Here is a 21,756-nt window from a genome sequence, read left to right as displayed (position 1 = left end):
GGTGGCCGTTGCAGAATCTCTTCGAGTCTGTACGCATAACCATCGGCAGCCGACCGATAGCGCAATTTGTACGTTGGCTCTGGCGGCGGGCTGAGGTAACGTCTGTGCATTCCGAATTGCGCCGAGAACGCCATGTCCATTAAACGCTATCCGCAGCTCGCCCATTGGGGCGCTTATACCGCCGTGGTTGAAGACGGCCGGCTTATCCGTTGTGAACCCTTCGTCGACGATCCTGATCCTTCGCCGCTGCTCGATTCCATCGTACCGATGGTCTACTCCGACAAACGTATCCGCAAGCCGGCGGTGCGCCGCTCGTGGATGCAAAAGCGCGAGGGCAGCGACCGTACGCTGCGCGGCAGGGAAGATTTCGTCGAGGTGGACTGGGAGCTGGCGCTCGATTTGGTGGCGCAAGAGAATCGCCGGGTGCGCGATCGCTACGGTCCCTCCGGGCTGTTCACCGGTTCTTATGGCTGGTCGTCGGCCGGGCGTTTGCATCATGCACGCTCGCTGGTGCGGCGGTTCTATTTCAGCGGTGGCGGCGGGGTCGATCAGCAGGGCAACTACAGCTGGGGCGCGGCGCAGTTTTTCCTGCCGTATGTGATCGGCACTTTCTCGCCGTTGACCGGGCGTGTCACCAGTTGGCCGAGCGTGGTGGAGCATTGCGAATTGTTTGTGGCGTTTGGCGGTCTGGCACTGAAAAACGCGCAGGTCTCTTCCGGCGGCGCGGCGGAGCATGCGCTCAAGCCCTGGCTGCAAAAGCTGGCGCATAAGGGCACGCCGGTGATCAACATTAGCCCGATGCGCGACGATTGCCCCGGGTTCGTCAACGCGGAATGGATCCCGATCCGGCCGAATACCGACGTGGCGCTGATGCTGGCGCTGGCTTATGAAATCCAGCGGCTGGGCGCGCAGGATGAAGCCTTCCTGCACAGCCACTGCGTGGGCTATCAACAGCTGGCGGATTACCTGAACGGCGTCGGTGACGGCGTGGCGAAAACGCCGGCCTGGGCCAGCGCCATTACCGGCATTCCGGCGGCGCGCATCGCGCGGCTGGCGCGGCAGCTGATCGGCGTGCGCAGTTTCATCACCTGTTCCTACTCCGTGCAGCGCGCACACCGCGGCGAGCAACCGTATTGGATGATGATCGCGCTGTCGTCGATGTTGGGCCAGGTGGGGCTGCCGGGCGGCGGTTTCTCGTTCGGCCACGGCTCGATGAACGGCGTCGGTAACCCGCGCGTGGACACCCCTGCGCCGACTATGCCGGTAGGGGATAACCCGGCCGGGCTGGCGATCCCGGTGGCGCGCATTTGCGACATGCTGCTGCACCCCGGCGAAGCCTATCAATTTTGCGGCGAGACGCGGCAGTACCCGGATATCCACCTGGTGCATTGGGCCGGCGGCAACCCGTTCCATCACCATCAGCAGCTGAACCGGCTGGTGGAAGGCTGGCAGAAGCCGGATACGGTGATCGTACAAGATATCTGGTGGACGGCGGCGGCCAAAATGGCGGATATCGTGTTGCCGGTCACCAGTTCGCTGGAGCGCAACGACATCGGCGGCTCCTCGCGCGATCGCTACGTGCTGGCGATGCATCAGGCGATTGCACCGCAGCATCAGGCGCGCAACGATTTCGATATCTTTGCCGATCTGGCGGAGCGCCTGGACTATCGCGAACGTTTTACCGAAAACCGCGACGAGCGGGCCTGGATCGAGGATATCTACCGGCAATGCGGCGCAGCGCAGCGGCGTGCCGGTGTCGTCTGGCCCGAGTTTGAGGATTTTTGGCGCCAGGGCTATGTCGAACTGCCCGCGCCGGCCAAGGAGTTCGTCTTTTTTGACGCGTTCCGCGCCGATCCGCAGGCTAACCCGCTGCAAACGTCCAGCGGCAAGATCGAGTTGTTCAGCGAGCGGATCGCCGGCTATCGCTATGAGGATTTCGCTCCGCATCCGCAGTGGCAGCCACCGGTGGAGTGGTTGGGCGCGCCGCAGGCCAAAACCTGGCCGCTGCATCTGATCTCCATCCAACCGAGCGATCGTCTGCACAGCCAGATGGATCCGGCGCCGCTGGCGCAGGGCAATAAGACCGCCGGGCGCGAAACCCTGTATATGCATCCGGAGGACGCGGCGCAGCGCGGCGTGGCGGACGGCGCCGAAGTGCTGGTCAGCAATGCGCGCGGGGGCTGCCTGGCGGGGGCGTCCCTCACTGACGGCGTGACGCGCGGTGTGGTATTGATGGCAACCGGTGCCTGGTTCGAGCCGGGTTTCGACGCGCAGCGCCGGCCGGTCGAGCAGGCGGGCAACCCGAACGTGCTGACGCTCGATATCGGCACCTCGCCGCTGACGCAGGGGCCGAACGCCATGAGCTGCCTGGTTGAGGTTAGCGCATTCACCGAACGTCGGGATCAAGATAGTTAGCGCTGACCAGCAATTGGGTCGACAGCGGGATGTTATCGCGTTGCTGTTGACGCAGTTGTGTCGCGGAGGTGGCGAAACTGGACACTGTTAATGACAGAGTGAAGTGTTGCCCAACCTCGTTATCCGGTACAAGAATGTGTAATGCTTCACGATCGACGGATAAACGATAGTTGGGCAGATGTCTTTGGCTCCGCAGCCCGGGGCCAAGTGAAAAGGCAATCGGCTCACCATCACCATTGCGTAATTCATCAACCGTGAGGCTGAGATAGCTAGAAGCATCGGCTGCGCTGCCTCCGTTTCTATTCTCCCGCAGAGTGAATCCCTGCAACTGCACTGGCTCATCGCAAGCCAACCGATACTGCAATGGGGCGCTGTGCAGCAGAGTGGATTGTTGAGACAGTGACCCGATATTGTGCTCTCCCAGATAAACGCTGTTTTGTGTGGCCGTTAGCGTGCAGTTAGCGTTAGCCCCAAAACTGATGGCGATAGCTGTTAACCCGTAATAAATCACTTTCATATTTTCTCCTGATATCGATGAACGTTTAGCGACACACGGCTTCGGAGTGGCTGATGCCGGCACGATTGCGGGGAGAGGTGTCTGCAGCAATTGCGAAATAACATGCCTGTCCCGCAGAGGTTTTCATGCTGAAGCGTTGTGATGACGCATCGTTCTTCGCGCGGTGCGCTTTCTGATGTTCAATGAAGGCTGCGCCCTGATCATTGGTAAAAGCGACCACTCGTTGTTGTTCATCCAAAATCATGCTGCCGATAGCGGGTTTTGTGCCGTCGGCATAGCTAATCTGAACAATGGCCCGCAATGTATTAATGGCATTGATATTGATATGTTTAACGCTGCCACGTGCCAGATTGATATTGCGCACGCCGTTGTCGATATCGGCACCGGGGGGCAAGGTGCTGGTGTCCACGTTAATCAGGCTGGGTTGATATTCACGCAGCCTTGGGATGACCGCCTTACCTTGCTTGCCATAGGTTTTCACCTTTCCGCCTGGCGTGGACACGCTGATTCCGGCGAGGCCCGGTATCGTCAAGATGCCGAAGGTATCGCCGATTTTCTGGGGTGAGAGCGTTAGCCCGCTGCTGTCTGCCACCAGGGAGCCTGTGGCGCTGTAGTAAGATGCCTGCTGATTTTCTGACAGATGGCTATAGCTGCCGGAAAGAGTGGCAAACGGGCTCAAGTAGTTCACATTGCCTGAATAGGTGCCGTTATTGGATTGGGTGCCTTGCGTTGCATTGAGTCCATACGCCAGATCGCCATTCAGCGCTTGGCCGGAAAGCGAATTGCTGATGCTACGATTTCTTCCGTTGCTTATCATATTGGCGCTATAACGTCGGTTTTTTCCCAGCGGTAATGAAAGGGTGGCGAACAGTCGGGTATCGTTATCGCGAACGTCGCGGCTGCGCTCTTTTTCCAGGCTAACGCCAACGGTGGCTGCGCCAAATTGACGGTTCCAGAAGGCGTAGACTCGCTGATTCTGTTGTTCATTTCCCCCTTCAGTGCGTGTAACGCCCAAAGATAGATTTCCAATGTACTGATGGTGCCAACCTAGGCCCAGGCTGTAGCTTTGACGTTGGTGTGAAGATGATGCGCCGTGCGGTAGATGCCAATAAGCCCCTTCGCTGTCATCTTTGCGCGGAGAACGAAGCTGTGTGGGTGAACGGTATCGCTCTGACTGGATGCTGTATCCGGCGTTCAGCTTAAGGTTTTTTATCAGAGGCAATGCACTATTCAGCTGCAGTTTGGTGCCCTTACCGCTTGGTGACTGTGCCACGTGGCTCAAAGCCGTAAAACGATAATCGCTATCGGTAACGCTATAACCGGCGGCGAGGCCGCGATAATCGCGACTGAGGAAACTTCCCCCTCTCACTTGGTGATGATTGAGCCATGGCAAAGAAAATGAGCCAGTGATGAAAGACATTTCTGTGCTTTTTTCCAGGCTGTGAGTGCGCCCGAGAGCAAGGGAATAACTGCCCTGGCGGGGAGCCGGGCGTCCTGATGTCGTCAGATAAGGGACGATGAATTGTTTGCGACTACCGTTGCTTTCCGTGACGGTGACGGACAAATCGACTGCGTCGAACTGCGCGGGGATATCCGTCAGGTGGAAAGCGCCCGGTTGCACCTGCGTGGCGTAAACTAATCTGCCATTCTGAAAAATCTCAACCTTGGCTTGGCTCTCGGCGATGCCTTCGACTGCCGGCACATCACTGCGTTGACTAAATGACAGTGACGAGTCAGGTAGCCATTGCAGGCCGTCCAAGGTAATGCCGCTGTATAGCGAATCTGATAACGTTGCTCGTCCCAAACGCATCATGGCGTCGTGGTCCGTCAATGTCCGCTGCACATAACTATTATAAGGCGTGTACCCCTGATGCCGTTCGGACTTGTTATAGGTGCCATTATGGCGAAACATCCAGTTGCTGCTGTTAAAGCCGGTTTCCAACGCCGCGTAATCACTGCTGTGGTTTTGGCTGTCGAATCGGCTCGCAGTATAATTCAGCATCAGGGCATGGCCACCAAATTCATAGTCGGCCGGTTGTCGACGGATATAGCGCTCGGGCAACAGCAAAATCAATTGATTATTACCGGTTTCATTGTCGATGCGGCTGCCTTGATAGCATTGGCTCATCAGCATATCTGTTTGAGTGTTGAGCTTGCAGGGGTGTAACCCCAGGTTTTCTGCGAGTTCAGCGTCGTATTGCCATTCGCCTTGTTTGTCGATATTGACTTCATGCCGTCCATGGTTTTGGCCGTTGACGCTGATGAAGAGCGATTGTTTTCCTGCGGGGAATTTCGTTCCAGAGGAAAAGTAATCAGCAATCTCACTGGACAATCCAAGTGCGCGCATCATCTCAATATCGTAGTCGGCCTGGCTGGTCGAGACACAGCCGATAGGCAGACAAAACGCCAGCAGACGTAACGGTATGTGCAATTTCAAAGGCTGTCTCACTGGATTGGGGCAAGGTTAACCGTGATATCGGGTATGGCGCGCCCTGTGTTACTGATTGGCGTGAAGTGCAAACGGGAGGGGGGGCTGATAAGCCTATCGCCCTTACGTGTACCGATCGTTTGCCCAGGCAGCAAATAAGGTTGTTCCAAAACAAACTGCTGGTTGCTGGGTTGTACGGTGATAGTCGGGGCTAACCTGACAACGTAAGGGCTGAGATTTTTGACTTGTATAGAATGTCCGTTTTGTTGCCAGATCAGGGTTTGCCAGGGAGATTTGTTTTCTGCCAGCGCGGAGGGCGTGGCGATAGCGACGACCCGATGCCGAGTATTTACCTTAAGTTGGTTGCTTTTTTCTCCCATATCGGGAATTTCCTGGAAATAGATATGGCGCATTTGCTGACGAGCCTTATCAAGTCCCGAGGGATCGGCAAGCATGACGCGTACCAGCTGAGATTTACCCGGATCAATGCGCGCGGCTGGCGGAGAGAGAATGAACAGGGGATCTTCTCCTTGCTTGCTTAATGCATTCTTAACAACGGACGAAAATAACAACACAGGATAATTACCGATATTATCGACTCTTACGGTTGTCTCTCCTTTCTCTTGATTGACCAAGAGGCTTATTTTTTCCAGTTTAATGGTTGCCTGGCCGTAAAATGGAGTCAGCAATATAAATATTGCGGTGAGATAATGGATGAGACCTTTCATTTTATTTCCTGAATAGCGGAGAATAACGAACTCTAGTCAAAGGACGTTAAGATATTTTGCCAAACAACCAGGCTGAAATAAGTGGGGACAGAGAAATGTCCCCACCTGGTGATTACAGGTAGTGAACCGAAAGATTCACAGAGGCTTGCAATGCAATGCTGTCTTGCATTTGGATGCTTTTATCATCAATGTAGCTGAGCGGGGTAAGGAAGGAACGGTAGCTGAATGTACCGCTCAGGTTCTGGCCGATCGCCATATTGTCGTAATTAGCATCTGATGTGACCGCAAAGCGATTACCTGAGGCAGCAGAGAAAATAGCCTGTTCGTGATCTGCACCGTCAGTTACATTGGTCAAATCAAAGATATCATCGCCTTCGGGAATCAGCGCCGCACGGACGGTTTCACCATCCATAGCGATATCCGACAGTGCCAGGCCCAACACGGCGATATCTTTATTGCTGGCGTCTTTTGCCAGCGATGCGGTGAAGCTTCTGTCCATATACTTGAAATCGGCATCGCCACTGGCGCTGGTCACTTCAATACCCATGTTGGTCGGTGCCGTGCAGTTTACGGTGAACGGAATGCTACCCATGCCGTTGCCTTCCAACTGGACGGGATTTACTTTATCAAAAGCTTCGCTGGAATGGCGGCCAAGATCAATGCTATTGGTGTTGGCAGCAATACTGCAGCTGGTGTTATTGTAAATTTCTCCGGAGAAATCTACAGACGTACTGGCTGTTTTTGCAGCCAATACGCTCGTGCACGACAGAGGTAGCAGAGCTAAAAATAAATATTTCTTCATTCGGAGTTCCTTCTGAGAATATGCCAATAAATAAATGAAAATCGTATTGCTTGAAAAGATAAAGCAAGGATGTCGCAACGTTTTACTCGCGATTCAATGCAGGAGTATTTTATTTCTCAATCTAAATCCCTGCAATATTGTGCTAAGGATTTATATAAAAATAGATTTATATTCTAACTAATTGTCTTCTGTTATCGAATCTTACTTGTTTGCCCTGTTTGGTAGCTAACGTATAGGTTTTATTGCTTACGGTTTTTTTAATTATTAATAATTAATTATCCTCGATGCATGCTTTTACTGTGAGGTTACGATAACCGCAAGATCGGGAAGCGGCTCTGTTTTTAGTTTGACCATTTTTAACTTTGTCTTTTTGTTGTTATTGTTGTGCTTGAAAAGCAAGAAAGCGTGTTGCATATGTTGACGAAAATTACACGTTAGATATCTCGTCTAACTTGGTTTTTGCTTTTGAGAATAGTTTTCGTTAATTGATTTCTTTAGCGTTTAGGAGACAAGAGAGATTAGATGATCTGTTTCAGTTTCGATTTGGCTAAACGCCAATGTGCCGTACGTATCTGCGTATGCACAGGGTTTTTTCTTACCACCGACCCGCTTCCATCCGATGAGGCATCATTATTGATCTTTCTGTTGTGAGGATTATTTAAGTTTCATTGAGTTATTACAGCAGATCGCGAGAAATTTACAGCTGGTTGCATTTGGAGCAAAACTCTTGCGATTCGTCGGTAGTTTCCTGCACGCCATCTCTCTAGAGTAGGTGATCCCAGAGGTATTGATTGGTGAGAAATCAGCATACTCTGTATGTTGAAGCCATTTTCAATTGCACCAACCTACGCGGATGCGTAGGTTTTTTTTTGCCTGCCATATAGTATTCTTTTCCCTACAACGATTTACGCCTCCATGGCCAAGGGAGAAGGGCATGATCTTTTCACTGCTGCGCGCGCTGTTTCGCCTGCTGTTTCGGGTACGGGTCGAAGGGGACGTCCAGCACTTCGATCGGCAAAAACTGCTGATTACGCCGAACCACGTCTCTTTCCTCGACGGCGTGCTGCTGGCGCTGTTCCTGCCGATTAAACCGGTGTTTGCGGTTTACGCCAGCATCGGCGAGAGCTGGTTTATGCGCTGGCTGCGGCCCTACATCGATTTCGTCTCGCTCGATCCCACCAAGCCGATGGCCATCAAACAGCTGGTGCGGATGGTCGAGCAGGGGCGGCCGATCGTGGTGTTCCCTGAAGGGCGCATCACCGTGACCGGCGCGCTGATGAAAATCTACGACGGTGCGGCGTTTATCGCCGCCAAATCGGGCGCCACTGTAGTGCCGGTGCGGATCGACGGCCCCGAATTCAGCCGGTTCGGCCGCATGGCCGGGGTATTCAAGATCCGCTGGTTCCCGCAAATCAGCATCCGCATCTTGCCGCCAACCACGCTGCCGATGCCGGAAGCGCCGCGCGCGCGCGAACGCCGGGCGCTGGCGGGCGATCGGCTGATGCAGATCATGATGCGGGCGCGGATGGATACGCGCGAACCGCAGACCCTGTTCCATGCCTTGCTGGCGGCGCAGCACCGCTACGGGCGCCGCAAGCCCTGTATCGAAGACATCGCTTTCAAAGAAGACAGTTATCAGGCGCTGATCAAGAAATCGCTGGGCGTCAGCCGCATTCTGCAGCGCTTTACCGCCGAAGGGGAACACGTCGGGCTGCTGTTGCCGAATGCCACCATCACCGCGGCGGCGATCTTCGGCGCTTCGCTGCGCAACCGCATTCCGGCGATGCTCAACTACACCGCCGGTGCTAACGGCCTGAACAGCGCGATGCTCGCCGCCGGCATCAAGACCATCGTTACCTCGCGCCAGTTTCTGGAGAAGGGCAAGCTGACCCACCTGCCGGAGCAGGTGACGCAGGCCAACTGGGTGTATTTGGAAGATCTGAAGGATACCGTCACGCTGGCGGACAAGCTGTGGATTTTGCGGCATTTGCTGCAGCCGCAGCGCGCGGCGTTGCCGCAACGCCCGGAGGACGCGGCGCTGATCCTGTTTACTTCCGGTTCTGAAGGCCATCCCAAGGGCGTGGTGCATTCGCACGCCAGCCTGCTGGCCAACGTCGAACAAATTCGTACCATCGCCGACTTCACGCCGCGCGACCGCTTCATGTCGTCGCTGCCGCTGTTCCACTCGTTCGGCCTGACGGTAGGGCTGCTCACGCCGCTGATCACCGGCAGCCGTATTTTCCTCTACCCCAGCCCGCTGCACTATCGCGTGGTGCCGGAGCTGGTGTATGACCGCAATTGCACGGTGCTGTTCGGCACGGCGACCTTCCTCAACAACTATGCGCGCTTCGCGCATCCGTATGATTTCGCCCGTCTGCGCTACGTGGTCGCCGGCGCGGAGAAACTGGCGGACAGCACCAAACAGATCTACCAGGACAAATACGGCATCCGCATTCTGGAAGGTTATGGCGTGACCGAATGCGCGCCGGTGGTGTCGATTAACGTGCCGCTGGCGACCAAGGTGGGTACCGTCGGCCGCATTATGCCGCAGATGGAGGCGCGCCTGATCGCGGTGCCGGGCATCGATAACGGCGGCCGCCTGCAGCTGAAGGGGCCGAATATCATGAAAGGCTATCTGCGGGTTGAGCGCCCCGGCGAGCTGGAACCGCCGGCGGCGGAAGATGCGAACGGCGTGCTGCAGCCGGGCTGGTACGACACCGGCGATATCGTCAGCCTGGATGAACAAGGTTACTGCACCATTCGCGGGCGCGTGAAGCGCTTCGCCAAGTTGGCGGGGGAGATGGTGTCGCTCGAGAGCGTCGAATTGCTGGCGCAGCGGCTGTCGCCGGAAAAACTGCATGCCGCCACCGTCAAAAGCGACAGCAGCAAAGGCGAAGCGCTGGTGCTGTTTACCACCGATCCTGCTATCACCCGCGAAGCATTGCTGCGGGTGGCGCGTGAGCTGGGCAGCCCTGAGCTGGCGGTGCCGCGCGATATTCGCCTGTTGAAAACGCTGCCGGTGCTCGGCAGCGGCAAACCCGATTTTGTCACCCTGCGTCATATGGCCGAACAGCCGGAGAGTGCCTGATGAATCCTTCGACCGAATCCCCTTTGTTGTCACGCGGCATGATCGCCGTCATCAGTGCGCAGTTCCTCTCGGCGTTCGGCGACAATGCGTTGCTGTTCGCCACGCTGGCGTTGATCAAGCAGCAGCTGTACCCGGATTGGAGCCAGCCGATCCTGCAGATGGCCTTCGTCGCCACCTACATTATCCTGGCGCCGTTTGTCGGCCAGGTGGCCGACAGCTTCGCCAAAGGGCGGGTGATGATGTTCGCCAACGCCCTGAAGCTGGCGGGGGCGCTGGTGATCTGCTTTGGGTTCAACCCGTTTCTCGGTTACAGCCTGGTCGGTGTGGGGGCCGCCGCGTATTCGCCGGCCAAATACGGCATTCTGGGCGAGATCACCAGCGGCGAAAAACTAGTCAAGGCTAACGGTCTGATGGAGGCCTCGACCATCGCCGCCATTCTGACCGGTTCGGTGGCCGGCGGTATTCTGGCGGACTGGCATGTGGTCGCGGCGCTGGCGGCCTGCGCCTTGGTTTACGCGGGGGCGGTGGTCGCCAACCTGTATATTCCGCGTTTGGCGGCGGCGCGTCCGGGGGCATCCTGGCGCCCGCGGGCCATGACGAACAGCTTCTTCACCGCCTGCGTCACGTTATGGCGCGATGGGCAAACGCGTTTCTCCTTGATCGGCACCAGCCTGTTCTGGGGGGCCGGCGTGACGCTGCGTTTTCTGCTGGTGCTGTGGGTACCGGTGGCGCTCGGCATCGCCGATAACGCCACGCCGACGCTGCTGAACGCCATGGTAGCCGTCGGTATCGTGGTGGGGGCCGGCGCCGCCGCGCGCTTCGTCACGCTGAAGACGGTAAAACGCTGCATGCCGGCCGGGATCCTGATCGGCGTCGCGGTCGCGGTGTTCGCGCTGCAAACCACCATGCTCAATGCCTATGTCTTGTTGGCGATCATCGGCATGCTGGGGGGCTTCTTCGTGGTGCCGCTCAATGCGTTGCTGCAGGAGCGGGGCAAGCATTCGGTCGGTGCCGGCAATGCGATCGCGGTGCAAAACCTGGGTGAAAACGCCGCCATGTTGCTGATGCTGGCGCTGTATTCGCTGGTAGTGAAGCTGGGCGTGCCGGTGGTGGGCGTCGGCGTAGGGTTTGGCGTGGTGTTTGCGCTGGCGATTAGCGTGCTGTGGTGGTCGCAGCGGCGGTAAAAAAACGGGGCGCAGCTTGGCTGCGCCCCGGCTGTATTAAGGTGCCGGAATGGTAAACCGGGTATGGATCTCTTCCAGCGCCTGCAGCACGTCCTCATCCAATACCACATCGAGGCTGTCGATGTTGATTTTCAACTGCTCCAGCGTGGTGGCGCCCAGCAGGGTACTGGCAACGAACGGCTGCTGACGCACGAAGGCCAACGCCATCTGCGAAGGATCCAGCCCGTGTTTTTTGGCCAGCGCCACGTATTCGGCGATCGCCAGCTGGGTTTGCTGCCCTGAATAACGGTTGAAGCGGGTGAACAGCGTATTGCGCGCACCGGCCGGTTTAGCGCCGTTGAGGTATTTGCCGCTCAGAGTACCGAACGCCAGACTGGAATAGGCCAGCAGTTCCACCCCTTCGTGCTGGCTGATCTCGGCCAGGCCAATCTCAAAGCTGCGGTTCAGCAGGCTGTACGGGTTTTGAATCGACACGATGCGCGGCAGCTCGTGTTTCTCCGCCAGCTGCAGGTAGCGCATCACGCCCCAAGGCGTTTCATTGGAAACCCCGATATAGCGAATCTTGCCGGCGCGCACCTGCTCGGTCAGCGCCTCCAGCGTTTCCAACAGCGTAACCGTAGCTTTGTCATCGGTGTATTGATAGTTGAGTTTGCCAAAGCAGTTGGTGGCGCGCTGCGGCCAGTGCAATTGGTAAAGATCGAGATAATCGGTGTTCAGCCGCTTGAGGCTGGCGTCCAGCGCGGCGCGGATGTTTTTGCGATCCAGCGCCTGCTGCGGGCGGATGCTGCTGTCGGTGCCGCGCACCGGGCCCGAGACTTTGCTGGCCAGGACGATTTTTCCGCGATTGCCGCGCGCCTTGATCCAGCTGCCGATATAGCTCTCGGTCAGGCCCTGGGTTTCCGGGCGGGGCGGCACCGGGTACAGTTCGGCGGTGTCTATCAGGTTCACGCCTGCGGCCAATGCATAGTCCAGTTGCGCATGGGCGTCGGCTTCGCTGTTCTGTTCGCCAAAGGTCATGGTGCCCAGTCCCAGCACGCTCACTTCTAAAGAACTGTGGGGAATACGGTGGTATTGCATTAACGGCCTTCCTTTCTTGTTAGCGCTGACGGGCCGCGCGGCCCGGTGAAACAGGAGCCCAATGTCAGAAGACGGCGCAAAGTCCGTCGGGCGGCGATGTCGCCTTTCCTGACTATAACCAAGCGGTGAAGATGGGGGAAGCGGATTCCGCGCGGACGCGAATGAGGGCTACCGCGCTCGAGCGGGCGATAGCCGGCGGGCGATGATTAGCGTTCGATAACCTGGGAAACCTGATCGCCGTTGATCTGGCGGTGGTTGCCTTTCTCGTCTTTATAACTGATGAGGCCAGTGTCTTTGTCGATCTCCGGTTTGCCTTGCGTCAGGATCATGTTGCCGTCTTTGGTCGCCATTACGTAGTCGCTGGAACATCCCGCCAGGCCGGCCACCATCACCAGCGCAGATACTGCCATTACCCACTTTTTCATCCTGCGGATCCTCGATTATGCAGAAAACAATGTTCTTTCAAGATTAGCAAACTCTCGGCGGAGGGCGTCTCAGATAAGTCTTTATCTGATAAGAAAAAGTGAAATGAGGGGGCAACGAAGCGATGGAAGCCGCCGATGGCGGCTTCCGGGTAGGGTTATTCCGGCGCGCGATTTTTCTTGCTGCGCATCAGATTGAGCGCTTCTACCGACATGGAGAAGAACATGGCGAAGTAGATGTAGCCTTTCGGCACGTGCACCTGGAAACTTTCCAGCATCAGCGTGAAGCCCACCAGGATCAGAAACGCCAGCGCCAGCATTTTTACCGACGGATGGCGGTTGACGAATTCGCCGATCGGCCGGGCGGCGAACATCATCACGCCGACGGCGATCACCACTGCCGCCATCATGATGAACAGATGATCGGAAAGACCCACGGCGGTAATCACCGAGTCCAGACTGAAGATAATATCCAGCAGCATAATCTGCACGATCGCGCCGAAGAAGCTATGCACCTTGGTGTGGTGCTCTTCTTCCGATCCTTCGATGGTTTCGTGGATCTCTTTGCTGGCTTTCCAAATCAGGAACAGCCCCCCCAGCAACAGGATCAGATCGCGGGCGGAAATAGCGTGATCCAGCACGGTGAACAGCGGGTGCGTCAAGCGAATCACCCAGGCGATAGAGGCCAGTAGCGCCAGGCGCATAATCATGGCAGCGGCCAGCCCGAGCCGGCGAGCTTTGTTCTGTTGCGCTTTGGGCAGCTTGGCCACCACCAGCGACAGAAAAATGATGTTATCAATACCCAGTACGATCTCAAGAATGGTTAGCGTACCTAACGCTAACCAGGCATTGGGATCCATAATCCATTCGAACATTGCCCGGTACACCTTTTAATACTTAATAAATGCAAAACGTGAATTATACGCGTTTATCGTGGCGCTGACAGTGGGAGCTAAACCAGAGTTAAACGAAATCGCTTAGATTGAGAAATGTCTTGCCAGCAGCGCACCGGTAAAACTCTTTTTCAGATAGAAACCGCGCGGTAACGTCATGATAGGTTGCCCCTGTTCGCCGATGGCTTCGGTGAGCGCCTTGCTGTTGGCCGCTTTGGGGCGCAGCTGCAGTACTTCGCCATGGCGTGCGGTGATGCGCTCTACGTGGCCGAGCACGATCAGATCCATCAACTCTTCCCAATCGCGGCGCAACATCTCTTCTTCTGCAGTGCTCGGGCTCCACAGCAGCGGCGAACCGACGCGGCGTTCGGCCAGCGGGATCTGCCGTTCGCCTTCTACCGGTATCCACAAGACGCGCGCCAGCTTGTGGCGAACGTGGCTGCTGGCCCAGGTGACGCCGCTGTTGCCGGTGAGAGGAGCAACGCAGACAAAAGTGGTTTCCAGCGGTTTACCGGCGGCGTCGACAGGAATGGTTTTCAGCTCGATGCCCAGTTCGGGAAAGTCCTGCTCCGGTTTGCTGCCGGCCATGGCGCCGAGATACCGTTCCAGCAGCATGCCCACCCAACCTTTATCACGCTTCAGATCTTTGGGGATCGGCAACTGCGCGCGGGCGGCCAGCTCGCCAAAGCTGGCGCCTGCCAGCGCCTGAGCGCGTTCGAACAGCTGCCGTTCATTTTCCGGCGGAGGCGGCAAAGAGGATAAAAACGCCATAAATCAAGCCTGTCGAATATGGTTGAAAAACGTACTGCAATTATACGCGGCGAGCGATAACCGCTATCGTCTGGGGAAAAGAATAATAGTAGCATGATTTTACATGACTTTTTTCCTTTCCTTGCGTGGCCGACAATGCACTCCTGGGGCTTGTTCACCTGAAGCCACCGACAATAAACAGGATCTTACACCTATTTATCCACAGATTTATGGGATAACCCAAATTTTTGCCGATCACTGGTTCAATTTACAGCCTTGACTCGGGCGGTTTTTTACGAATTTGTCCGTTTTGTGCGTAACTTGCCCGGATAATCTGTGGATAAAAACGACGTTGATGGATCTTTCGCCAGGGTAAGATCCTTACCGTGCACAGATCACATTTTTGCCCTGTACATAACGATACAACATTATTTAATTATATGTTTTTAATGTTATTTTGTTTTTTTAGGGCTGGGAGGGGATTTTGGGGTTTAAGAGTTTTACCGGCTTATCCCTCGAGTTCTACACACACCTATCCACAGAAAAAGTGAATAAAACCGGTCTGAAAGGGTGGGGTATGTTTATAACTTTGCCTATATCTGTGAGTTATCCCAATGTTATCCGGCCCGCAGTGCCGTAAAGCAGTGGTTTACCGCCTGTAGCTTGTGTGAAACAATCAGGACATCTATGCGAATTTAAGCTTATCGAGGTAGTCCGGTGATCGATGATGATGGCTACCGCCCGAATGTTGGTATCGTAATCTGTAATCGTCAGGGGCAGGTCTTATGGGCCCGCCGTTACGGTCAGCACTCCTGGCAGTTTCCCCAAGGTGGGATTAACCCTGGCGAAACTGCGGAGCAGGCGATGTACCGTGAGCTGTTCGAAGAAGTGGGGCTGAGTAAAAAGGATGTGCGCATCCTGGCTTCGACCCGCAACTGGTTGCGCTATAAATTGCCGAAACGTTTGGTGCGTTGGGACACAAAGCCGGTTTGTATCGGCCAAAAGCAAAAATGGTTTTTGTTGCAGCTACTGTGCAATGACGCTGATATCAATATGCAGCGCAGCAGCACGCCGGAGTTCGACGGTTGGCGCTGGGTGAGCTTCTGGTATCCGGTGCGCCAGGTGGTGTCGTTCAAACGCGACGTCTACCGCCGGGTGATGAAAGAATTCGCCGTGACCGTGATGCCGATGCAAGAGCAGGCGGCGCCGCGACAGGCCCCCGCTTATCGCCGAAAGAGAGGTTAAGTTAAGCCGACTATGCTCACGCGCTTGCGAGAAATTGTAGAGAAGGTGGCCGCGGCGGCCAGTCTGACGGATGCGCTGGATCTGCTGGTCAATGAAACCTGTCTGGCGATGGACACCGAAGTGTGTTCCATCTACCTGGCGGACAACGACCGCCGCTGTTACTACCTGATGGCCACGCGCGGGCTGAAAAAGCCGCGCGGGCGCACTATCGCATTGGCGTTTGACGAGGGCGTCGTCGGGTTGGTCGGCCGCCGGGCCGAGCCTATCAACCTGGCCGATGCCCAAAGCCACCCCAGTTTCAAATACGTTCCGCAGGTGAAAGAGGATCGTTTCCGATCCTTCCTCGGGGTGCCAATCATTCATCGGCGCCAGCTGCTGGGCGTGCTGGTGGTGCAGCAGCGCGAGCTGCGCCAGTTTGACGAAAGCGAAGAGTCTTTCATGGTCACCCTGGCTACGCAGATGGCCGGGATCCTTTCACAGTCGCAGCTTAATGCCATTTTCGGCCAGTATCGCCAAACGCGCGTGCGCGCGCTGGCGGCCTCGCCCGGCGTGGCGGTGGCGGAAGGGTGGCAGGACAGCAGCCAGCCTTCGCTCGATCAGGTGTACCGCGCGTCGACGCTGGACACCGCCAGCGAGCGCGAGCGCCTGACGCTGGCGCTGGAAGAGGCCGGCGCGGAATTTCGTCGCTTCAGCAAGCGTTTTGCCGCCAGTTCGCAAAAAGAGAGCGCGGCGATTTTCGATCTTTATTCTCACCTGTTAAACGACGCCCGTCTCAAGCGTGAACTGTTCGCCGAAATCGACAACGGTTCGGTGGCGGAGTGGGCGGTGAAACAGGTGATAGAAGCCTTTGCCGAGCAGTTCGCCAAACTGCAGGACACCTACATGCGCGAGCGCGGCAGCGACCTGCGCGCGCTGGGCCAGCGTCTGCTGTTCCACCTCGACGACACCACCCAGGGCGCCACCCAGTGGCCGGCGCGTTTTGTGCTGGTGGCGGATGAACTGACCGCGACATTGCTGGCCGAAGTGCCGCAGGACCGCCTGGTCGGCGTGGTGGTGCGCGACGGCGCCGCCAACTCGCATGCGGCGATTTTGGTGCGGGCGATGGGGGTGCCGACGGTAATGGGCGCCGACATCCAGCCTGCTCTGCTCAGCCAGCGGCTGCTGATCGTCGACGGTTATCGCGGTGAACTGCTGGTCGATCCTGAGCCGGTACTGGTGCAGGAATATCAACGGCTGATCAGCGAAGAGCTGGAGCTGAGCAAGCTGGCGGAAGACGACGTCGAACAGCCGGCGCAGTTGAAAAGCGGCGAACGCATTCAGGTGATGCTGAATGCCGGCCTCAGCCCGGAACATGAACAGCTGTTGGGCGGCCGGGTGGATGGCGTGGGGCTATACCGCACCGAAATCCCCTTTATGTTGCAAAGCGGCTTCCCTTCCGAAGAGGAGCAGGTCGCGCAGTACCAGGGCATGCTGCAGCTTTACCCGAGCAAGCCGGTCACGCTGCGCACCCTGGACATCGGTGCCGACAAGCAGCTGCCCTATATGCCGATCAGCGAAGAGAACCCTTGCCTGGGCTGGCGCGGCATCCGCATTACCCTGGATCAGCCGGAGATCTTTTTGATTCAGGTGCGTGCGATGCTGCGCGCCAACGCTGGCACCGGCAACCTGGGCATTCTGCTGCCGATGATCACCAGTCTGGAAGAGGTCGACGAGGCCAAACGCCTGATTGACCGCGCCGGGCGCGAGGTGGAAGAAGTGCTCGGCTACGCGATCCCGAAACCGAAAATCGGCGTGATGCTGGAAGTGCCGTCGATGATTTTCCTGATCCCGCATCTGGCCGGGCGCGTTGATTTCATCTCGGTCGGTACCAACGACTTGACCCAGTACCTGCTGGCGGTGGATCGCAACAACACCCGGGTCGCCTCGCTGTATGACAGTTTGCATCCCGCGATGCTGCAGGTGCTGAAACTGATCGCCGAGCAGGGGAAAACGGCCGGGCTGCAGCTTAGCCTGTGCGGTGAACTGGCCGGCGATCCTATGGGCGCGTTGTTGCTGGTGGGCATGGGTTATCGCAACTTGAGCATGAACGGCCGCAGCGTGGCGCGTATCAAATACCTGCTGCGGCATATCGACCTTGCCGACGCCGAAATGTTGGCGCAGCGGGTGTTGAACACCCAGATGACCACGGAAGTGCGCCATTTGGTGGCGGCGTTTATGGAGCGACGCGGCATGGGCGGATTGATTCGCGGCGGCCGATAATCGCTGCGCGGTGTGATTTTTTTACAGAACTTTTCCCGCCCTGCCGGACCGGACCGCGCTAAGCCTATGTTATGATGCGCAACCTCAGCGCGGCGCATGCTCGTCGCCTTGTAGACCCGCAGCGGCCAATGCTGCCGTTTGCAAGGCGCGGGATAATCTCCGTCGCCGCTTGGCACCTGCCGCCCCCGCATGGGGAAAAATAACAGACATGTTGTGGTGATAGATGAGCAATAGCTATCTGGCGTTTCCTAAATTTGATCCGGTCATTTTCTCCATTGGCCCGGTTTCTCTGCATTGGTACGGCCTGATGTACCTGGTCGGCTTCGTTTTTGCCATGTGGCTGGCGGTGCGCCGTGCCAACAAGCCGGGCAGCGGCTGGACCAAAGACGAAGTGGAAAACTTGCTCTACGCCGGCTTCCTGGGCGTATTCGTCGGCGGCCGCGTAGGCTATGTGCTGTTCTACAACCTGCCGCTGTTCCTGGATAACCCGCTCTATCTGTTCAAGGTCTGGGATGGCGGCATGTCGTTCCACGGCGGCTTGATGGGGGTGATTCTGGTGATGTTCTGGTTCGCTCGCCGCACCAAACGCACCTTCTTCCAGGTTTCCGATTTTATCGCGCCATTGATTCCATTCGGCCTGGGCGCCGGCCGCCTCGGCAACTTCATCAACGGCGAGCTGTGGGGCCGCGTGACCACCGATACCCCTTGGGCGATGCTGTTCCCAAGTTCACGCAGCGAGGACGTGGCCCTTGCCGCCGCCGATCCTTCTTTGCTGCCGTTATTGAATCAGTACGGCGTACTGCCGCGTCACCCATCGCAGCTGTATGAACTGCTGCTGGAAGGCGTGGTGCTGTTTGTCATTCTGAACCTGTTTATCCGCAAGCCGCGGCCGATGGGCGCCGTATCAGGCCTGTTCCTGATCGGTTATGGCGCATTCCGTATCATCGTTGAAGCGTTCCGCCAGCCGGATGCCCAGCTCGGCCTGTTCGACGGCGTGATCAGCATGGGGCAGATCCTGTCCATCCCGATGGTGGTGGCCGGTATTATTATGATGATTTGGGCGTACCGTCGTCGCCCGCAGCAACAACTGTCGTGAGGGACAAATGAAACAGTATCTGGATTTGATGAATAAGGTGCTCGCCGAGGGCACCCCTAAAGCCGACCGTACCGGCACTGGCACGTTGTCGATTTTCGGCCACCAGATGCGTTTCAACTTGCAGGAAGGTTTCCCGTTGGTGACGACCAAGAAATGTCATCTGCGTTCGATCATTCATGAGCTGTTATGGTTCCTGAACGGCGATACCAACATCGCCTACCTGCGTGACAACAAGGTCACCATTTGGGACGAGTGGGCCGATGAAAACGGCGATCTCGGCCCGGTGTACGGCAAACAGTGGCGCGCCTGGGGCGCAGCGGACGGCCGTCAGATCGATCAGTTGAGCAACGTGCTCCAACAGCTGAAGCAAGATCCGGATTCGCGCCGCATCATCGTTTCCGCCTGGAACGTCGGCGAGCTGGATCAGATGGCGCTGGCGCCGTGCCACGCGTTCTTCCAGTTCTACGTAGCGGACGGCAAGCTCTCTTGCCAGCTGTACCAGCGTTCCTGCGACGTCTTCCTCGGCCTGCCGTTCAACATCGCCAGCTACGCGCTGTTGGTGCACATGATGGCGCAGCAGTGCGATCTGGAAGTGGGCGATTTCGTCTGGACCGGGGGCGATACCCACCTGTATAGCAACCACATGGAACAGACTCAGTTGCAGTTGACGCGTGAACCGCGTCCGTTGCCGAAGCTGGTGATCAAACGCAAACCGGCTTCGCTGTTTGATTACCGTTTCGAAGACTTCGAGATCGAAGGTTACGATCCGCATCCGGCCATCAAGGCGCCGGTCGCGATCTGACCTTAACCGCATCACACCAGGGGCGCAGCGATTGCGCCCCTTTTTTTATCCGCATTGCGCACCGCGCCGCATTTTTTTGTCGACGTCTGTAGTCGTAGATAAAACATTGCGCAGCTTGCCGCAGCGCTTGCGCATGCGGCTTTACCGCGTTGTTGCGGCCCTTACACTGGCCGCATGAACGACAATACTCTCTCGAACATCGATGACCGCCAGCGTGGCATGACGCTGATTGAGCTGTTGGCGGCGATATTGATCGCCGCCATGCTCACTGGCTGGGGCGTCGGGCAATGGCGCTATCATCAGCAAGCGCTGCGGTTGGAACACACGGCCCAACAGCTGCTGGCGTTTTTGCTGCGATTGCAGGCGGACGCCAACTGGCGTAACCGCACGACGCTGCTGTGGTTCAACAACGGCACGCCCTGGTGCCTGGGTGGTGGCGTGCCGCCGACGGATTGCGCTTCCGCCGAAGGCTCCGTTTTCTCGCCGCCTTATCGCGACGTTGTGCTGAGCGGCTACTCCGGCAAAGAGATTGGGTTTTACGGTTTGCGCAATACTGCGCAGGCAGGGCACCTCCTTCTCAGCAACGACGCAGGCAGCCTGCGGTTGGTGCTCTCCGCCCGTGGGCGGCTGCGTTTGTGCAGCGAAGGGCCGCGGGTCAGGGGCATGGCGCTATGCTGACTTGCGAACGCGGTTTTACCTTGCCGGAGGTGATGTTGGCACTGGTATTCGGCAGCGTGATCGCGCTCGGCGCGGCGAAAACTTACCCGCTGTTACGCCAGCAAAGCGTGGCCGTCGGCCAGCACTTTCGGCTGGAGTCAACGTTGCGGCAGTTGGCGTTCGGCATTGAGAAAGATCTGCGCCGCGCCGGTTTTTGCGCCGGGCAGTGCGCCGGCCGGCCGCTACTGATCGGCCAGGCATCGGGAGAGGCGGCGGGCAGTTGCGTTATCGTCGCCTACGACATCGCTCGCAGCGGGCAATGGCTCACTTCGGGCGAGGATGCGGGCTATTTCGGTTATCGGCTGCGCAATGGCGGCGTGGAAGGGCAGCGCGGCGTGAGCCAATGCGATGGCGGTGGCTGGGAGCGGCTACTCGATCATGGCGAAGTGCGCATTGAGCGTTTTCATGTGGCGATAGCGTGGGGCGATCACGGCGCGGCCTTGGCTCGCCTGACGCTGGTGGGGCGCTCCGCCAGCGATACGCGTATCATGCGCAGCCTGAACGGGAGCGTCGAAATGGCGGCGCTGCCATGAACCGGCAAACCCAGCGAGGCGGTAGCGCTCTGGCGGCGGTGATGTTGCTGTTGGCGCTGGGGCTGATGTTGCTTAACGCTCAGCATCGGCAGTTGGATAACGCGCTGTTACTGGCTGCCGATCAGCAGCGTTACCTTCAGGCTTACAATCAGGCCGCTTCGGCGCTGAGTTGGGGCATGAGCCAGCGCTGGCCACGTGCCGAGCTGAGCGCGGCGGCCTGGTTATGCAGGCAGCGCGCGGAGCTGACGGCCTGCGCTCGGCTGTCTGCCAGAGCCGGCGTTGTGACGGTACGCGGCCTTGGCGAGATGCGCAGCGGTGAACCCCTATGGTTGTATCAATGGGGCACTTTTAACGGCGCGGAGGCCGCTGGCAAGGTGCAAGCACAGCCGGGCGGTCGGCTGGATTTTTGCCCAGAGAAAAGGCTGGCCGACTGTGACGGCTAACGCTCGGGCAGGGCGGATATCCCGCAACGGCTTCAGCCTGCCGGAAGTGTTGGTGGCGGCCTTGCTGTTCTCGGTGTCGCTGCTTGGCTTGTTACAGTATCATCAGGTGCTGCTGCAGTCGTTCCAGCGCCAGTGGCACTACCGGCAAGCTTGGGGACTGGCGCATCAGCAGTTGGAGGCGTTCGCCGTCACCGGCCGGCTCGATGCCGAACCGCCGCCGGAAGGCTGGCGTCGCGAGACCGTGCTCGGCGATGTGGAGAGTGATTGCCGCCGATTGACGGTCAGGATCCAAACGCCGCAGCGGCAGTGGGCAATGCTGAGCCGCTGGTATTGCACCCGCTTTTAAGCCGGTATGTC

General features: G+C 57.5%; 19 protein-coding genes. 11 read left to right on the top strand and 8 right to left on the bottom strand.

Annotated features, from left to right (window positions below):
• The first annotated feature begins 132 nt into the window (after positions 1-132).
• On the top strand, positions 133-2,415 hold the full coding sequence (locus tag QDT79_RS23900; protein ID WP_308317157.1) for a molybdopterin guanine dinucleotide-containing S/N-oxide reductase: 2,283 nt from the start codon (positions 133-135) through the stop codon (positions 2,413-2,415).
• Here the strand turns inward: QDT79_RS23900 and QDT79_RS23895 are convergent.
• The 4 genes from QDT79_RS23895 to QDT79_RS23880 form a co-directional block, all read right to left on the bottom strand.
• Positions 2,387-2,932 carry a hypothetical protein gene (locus QDT79_RS23895; RefSeq protein WP_308317156.1) on the bottom strand — a complete coding sequence of 182 codons (546 nt, stop codon included), beginning with the start codon at positions 2,930-2,932 and terminating at the stop codon, positions 2,387-2,389. The two genes, QDT79_RS23900 and QDT79_RS23895, sit on opposite strands and share 29 nt — an antisense overlap.
• A 25-nt stretch (positions 2,933-2,957) precedes the next feature.
• Entirely contained in the window at positions 2,958-5,369 is a 2,412-nt protein-coding gene (locus QDT79_RS23890) for a fimbria/pilus outer membrane usher protein (protein ID WP_308317155.1), read from the bottom strand.
• Positions 5,370-5,377: 8 nt separating this feature from the next.
• The gene (locus QDT79_RS23885) at positions 5,378-6,088 is read right to left on the bottom strand and encodes a fimbria/pilus periplasmic chaperone (protein WP_308317154.1); all 711 of its coding nucleotides are present in this window, start codon (positions 6,086-6,088) and stop codon (positions 5,378-5,380) included.
• A 112-nt stretch (positions 6,089-6,200) separates the two neighbouring features.
• Positions 6,201-6,890, bottom strand: a complete 690-nt coding sequence (locus tag QDT79_RS23880) for a fimbrial protein (RefSeq protein ID WP_063990732.1) — start codon at positions 6,888-6,890, stop codon at positions 6,201-6,203.
• A 934-nt stretch (positions 6,891-7,824) separates the two neighbouring features.
• Here QDT79_RS23880 and aas point away from each other — a divergent pair.
• Positions 7,825-9,978 carry a bifunctional acyl-ACP--phospholipid O-acyltransferase/long-chain-fatty-acid--ACP ligase gene (gene aas / locus QDT79_RS23875; protein WP_308317153.1) on the top strand — a complete coding sequence of 718 codons (2,154 nt, stop codon included), beginning with the start codon at positions 7,825-7,827 and terminating at the stop codon, positions 9,976-9,978.
• The gene (gene lplT / locus QDT79_RS23870) at positions 9,978-11,162 is read left to right on the top strand and encodes a lysophospholipid transporter LplT (protein ID WP_049202156.1); all 1,185 of its coding nucleotides are present in this window, start codon (positions 9,978-9,980) and stop codon (positions 11,160-11,162) included. The genes aas and lplT overlap by 1 nt, the downstream gene beginning before the upstream one ends.
• A gap of 36 nt (positions 11,163-11,198) precedes the next feature.
• Here the strand turns inward: lplT and QDT79_RS23865 are convergent, their stop codons facing one another.
• The 4 genes from QDT79_RS23865 to mutH all read right to left on the bottom strand — a co-directional run bounded on the left by QDT79_RS23865 (position 11,199) and on the right by mutH (position 14,325).
• Positions 11,199-12,239, bottom strand: coding sequence for an NADP(H)-dependent aldo-keto reductase (locus QDT79_RS23865; protein ID WP_130018245.1), 1,041 nt, complete (start codon positions 12,237-12,239; stop codon positions 11,199-11,201).
• A 206-nt stretch (positions 12,240-12,445) separates the two neighbouring features.
• Positions 12,446-12,664 carry a YgdI/YgdR family lipoprotein gene (locus QDT79_RS23860; RefSeq protein ID WP_038878690.1) on the bottom strand — a complete coding sequence of 73 codons (219 nt, stop codon included), beginning with the start codon at positions 12,662-12,664 and terminating at the stop codon, positions 12,446-12,448.
• 155 nt (positions 12,665-12,819) lie between these two features.
• Positions 12,820-13,536, bottom strand: coding sequence for a TerC family protein (locus QDT79_RS23855; RefSeq protein ID WP_063990736.1), 717 nt, complete (start codon positions 13,534-13,536; stop codon positions 12,820-12,822).
• Positions 13,537-13,638: 102 nt separating this feature from the next.
• The gene (mutH, locus tag QDT79_RS23850) at positions 13,639-14,325 is read right to left on the bottom strand and encodes a DNA mismatch repair endonuclease MutH (RefSeq protein WP_063990737.1); all 687 of its coding nucleotides are present in this window, start codon (positions 14,323-14,325) and stop codon (positions 13,639-13,641) included.
• Between the two features lie 696 nt (positions 14,326-15,021).
• On the opposite strand from mutH, the gene rppH reads away from it, so the two are divergent.
• The 8 genes from rppH to QDT79_RS23810 all read left to right on the top strand — a co-directional run bounded on the left by rppH (position 15,022) and on the right by QDT79_RS23810 (position 21,745).
• The gene (rppH, locus tag QDT79_RS23845; protein WP_004931849.1) at positions 15,022-15,549 is read left to right on the top strand and encodes an RNA pyrophosphohydrolase; all 528 of its coding nucleotides are present in this window, start codon (positions 15,022-15,024) and stop codon (positions 15,547-15,549) included.
• Between the two features lie 12 nt (positions 15,550-15,561).
• Complete coding sequence (ptsP, locus tag QDT79_RS23840) at positions 15,562-17,808, top strand: phosphoenolpyruvate--protein phosphotransferase (RefSeq protein ID WP_308317152.1); 2,247 nt, start codon at positions 15,562-15,564, stop codon at positions 17,806-17,808.
• Positions 17,809-18,031: 223 nt separating this feature from the next.
• A complete protein-coding gene (gene lgt, locus QDT79_RS23835) occupies positions 18,032-18,904 on the top strand; it encodes a prolipoprotein diacylglyceryl transferase (RefSeq protein WP_063990739.1) in 873 nt (290 codons plus the stop codon).
• A 7-nt stretch (positions 18,905-18,911) separates the two neighbouring features.
• On the top strand, positions 18,912-19,706 hold the full coding sequence (gene thyA, locus QDT79_RS23830; RefSeq protein ID WP_016929918.1) for a thymidylate synthase: 795 nt from the start codon (positions 18,912-18,914) through the stop codon (positions 19,704-19,706).
• Between the two features lie 174 nt (positions 19,707-19,880).
• The gene (locus QDT79_RS23825; protein WP_149559848.1) at positions 19,881-20,384 is read left to right on the top strand and encodes a prepilin peptidase-dependent protein; all 504 of its coding nucleotides are present in this window, start codon (positions 19,881-19,883) and stop codon (positions 20,382-20,384) included.
• Positions 20,378-20,956: a prepilin peptidase-dependent protein gene (locus QDT79_RS23820; RefSeq protein ID WP_308317151.1), complete on the top strand. Its 579-nt coding sequence runs from the start codon at positions 20,378-20,380 to the stop codon at positions 20,954-20,956. The genes QDT79_RS23825 and QDT79_RS23820 overlap by 7 nt, the downstream gene beginning before the upstream one ends.
• Positions 20,953-21,399 (top strand): YgdB family protein, encoded by a 447-nt coding sequence (locus tag QDT79_RS23815; RefSeq protein WP_308317150.1) that lies wholly within the window; start codon positions 20,953-20,955, stop codon positions 21,397-21,399. The genes QDT79_RS23820 and QDT79_RS23815 overlap by 4 nt, the downstream gene beginning before the upstream one ends.
• The gene (locus QDT79_RS23810) at positions 21,389-21,745 is read left to right on the top strand and encodes a prepilin-type N-terminal cleavage/methylation domain-containing protein (protein WP_107227908.1); all 357 of its coding nucleotides are present in this window, start codon (positions 21,389-21,391) and stop codon (positions 21,743-21,745) included. Before QDT79_RS23815 ends, QDT79_RS23810 begins: the two co-directional genes overlap by 11 nt.
• The last annotated feature ends 11 nt before the right edge of the window (positions 21,746-21,756 follow it).

The organism is Serratia marcescens (assembly GCF_029846115.1).
GTDB lineage: Bacteria > Pseudomonadota > Gammaproteobacteria > Enterobacterales > Enterobacteriaceae > Serratia > Serratia marcescens_L.
This window is presented reverse-complemented; position numbering and strand designations above follow the sequence as displayed.

Bases quoted from the DNA above. Each gene is read 5' to 3' on its own strand.
- QDT79_RS23900 (WP_308317157.1), top strand. From the start codon at position 133: ATGTCCATTAAACGCTATCCGCAGCTCGCCCATTGGGGCGCTTATACC.
- QDT79_RS23895 (WP_308317156.1), bottom strand. From the start codon at position 2,932: ATGAAAGTGATTTATTACGGGTTAACAGCTATCGCCATCAGTTTTGGG.
- QDT79_RS23885 (WP_308317154.1), bottom strand. From the start codon at position 6,088: ATGAAAGGTCTCATCCATTATCTCACCGCAATATTTATATTGCTGACT.
- QDT79_RS23880 (WP_063990732.1), bottom strand. From the start codon at position 6,890: ATGAAGAAATATTTATTTTTAGCTCTGCTACCTCTGTCGTGCACGAGC.
- aas (WP_308317153.1), top strand. From the start codon at position 7,825: ATGATCTTTTCACTGCTGCGCGCGCTGTTTCGCCTGCTGTTTCGGGTA.
- lplT (WP_049202156.1), top strand. From the start codon at position 9,978: ATGAATCCTTCGACCGAATCCCCTTTGTTGTCACGCGGCATGATCGCC.
- QDT79_RS23865 (WP_130018245.1), bottom strand. From the start codon at position 12,239: ATGCAATACCACCGTATTCCCCACAGTTCTTTAGAAGTGAGCGTGCTG.
- QDT79_RS23860 (WP_038878690.1), bottom strand. From the start codon at position 12,664: ATGAAAAAGTGGGTAATGGCAGTATCTGCGCTGGTGATGGTGGCCGGC.
- QDT79_RS23855 (WP_063990736.1), bottom strand. From the start codon at position 13,536: ATGTTCGAATGGATTATGGATCCCAATGCCTGGTTAGCGTTAGGTACG.
- mutH (WP_063990737.1), bottom strand. From the start codon at position 14,325: ATGGCGTTTTTATCCTCTTTGCCGCCTCCGCCGGAAAATGAACGGCAG.
- ptsP (WP_308317152.1), top strand. From the start codon at position 15,562: ATGCTCACGCGCTTGCGAGAAATTGTAGAGAAGGTGGCCGCGGCGGCC.
- lgt (WP_063990739.1), top strand. From the start codon at position 18,032: ATGAGCAATAGCTATCTGGCGTTTCCTAAATTTGATCCGGTCATTTTC.
- thyA (WP_016929918.1), top strand. From the start codon at position 18,912: ATGAAACAGTATCTGGATTTGATGAATAAGGTGCTCGCCGAGGGCACC.
- QDT79_RS23825 (WP_149559848.1), top strand. From the start codon at position 19,881: ATGAACGACAATACTCTCTCGAACATCGATGACCGCCAGCGTGGCATG.
- QDT79_RS23820 (WP_308317151.1), top strand. From the start codon at position 20,378: ATGCTGACTTGCGAACGCGGTTTTACCTTGCCGGAGGTGATGTTGGCA.
- QDT79_RS23815 (WP_308317150.1), top strand. From the start codon at position 20,953: ATGAACCGGCAAACCCAGCGAGGCGGTAGCGCTCTGGCGGCGGTGATG.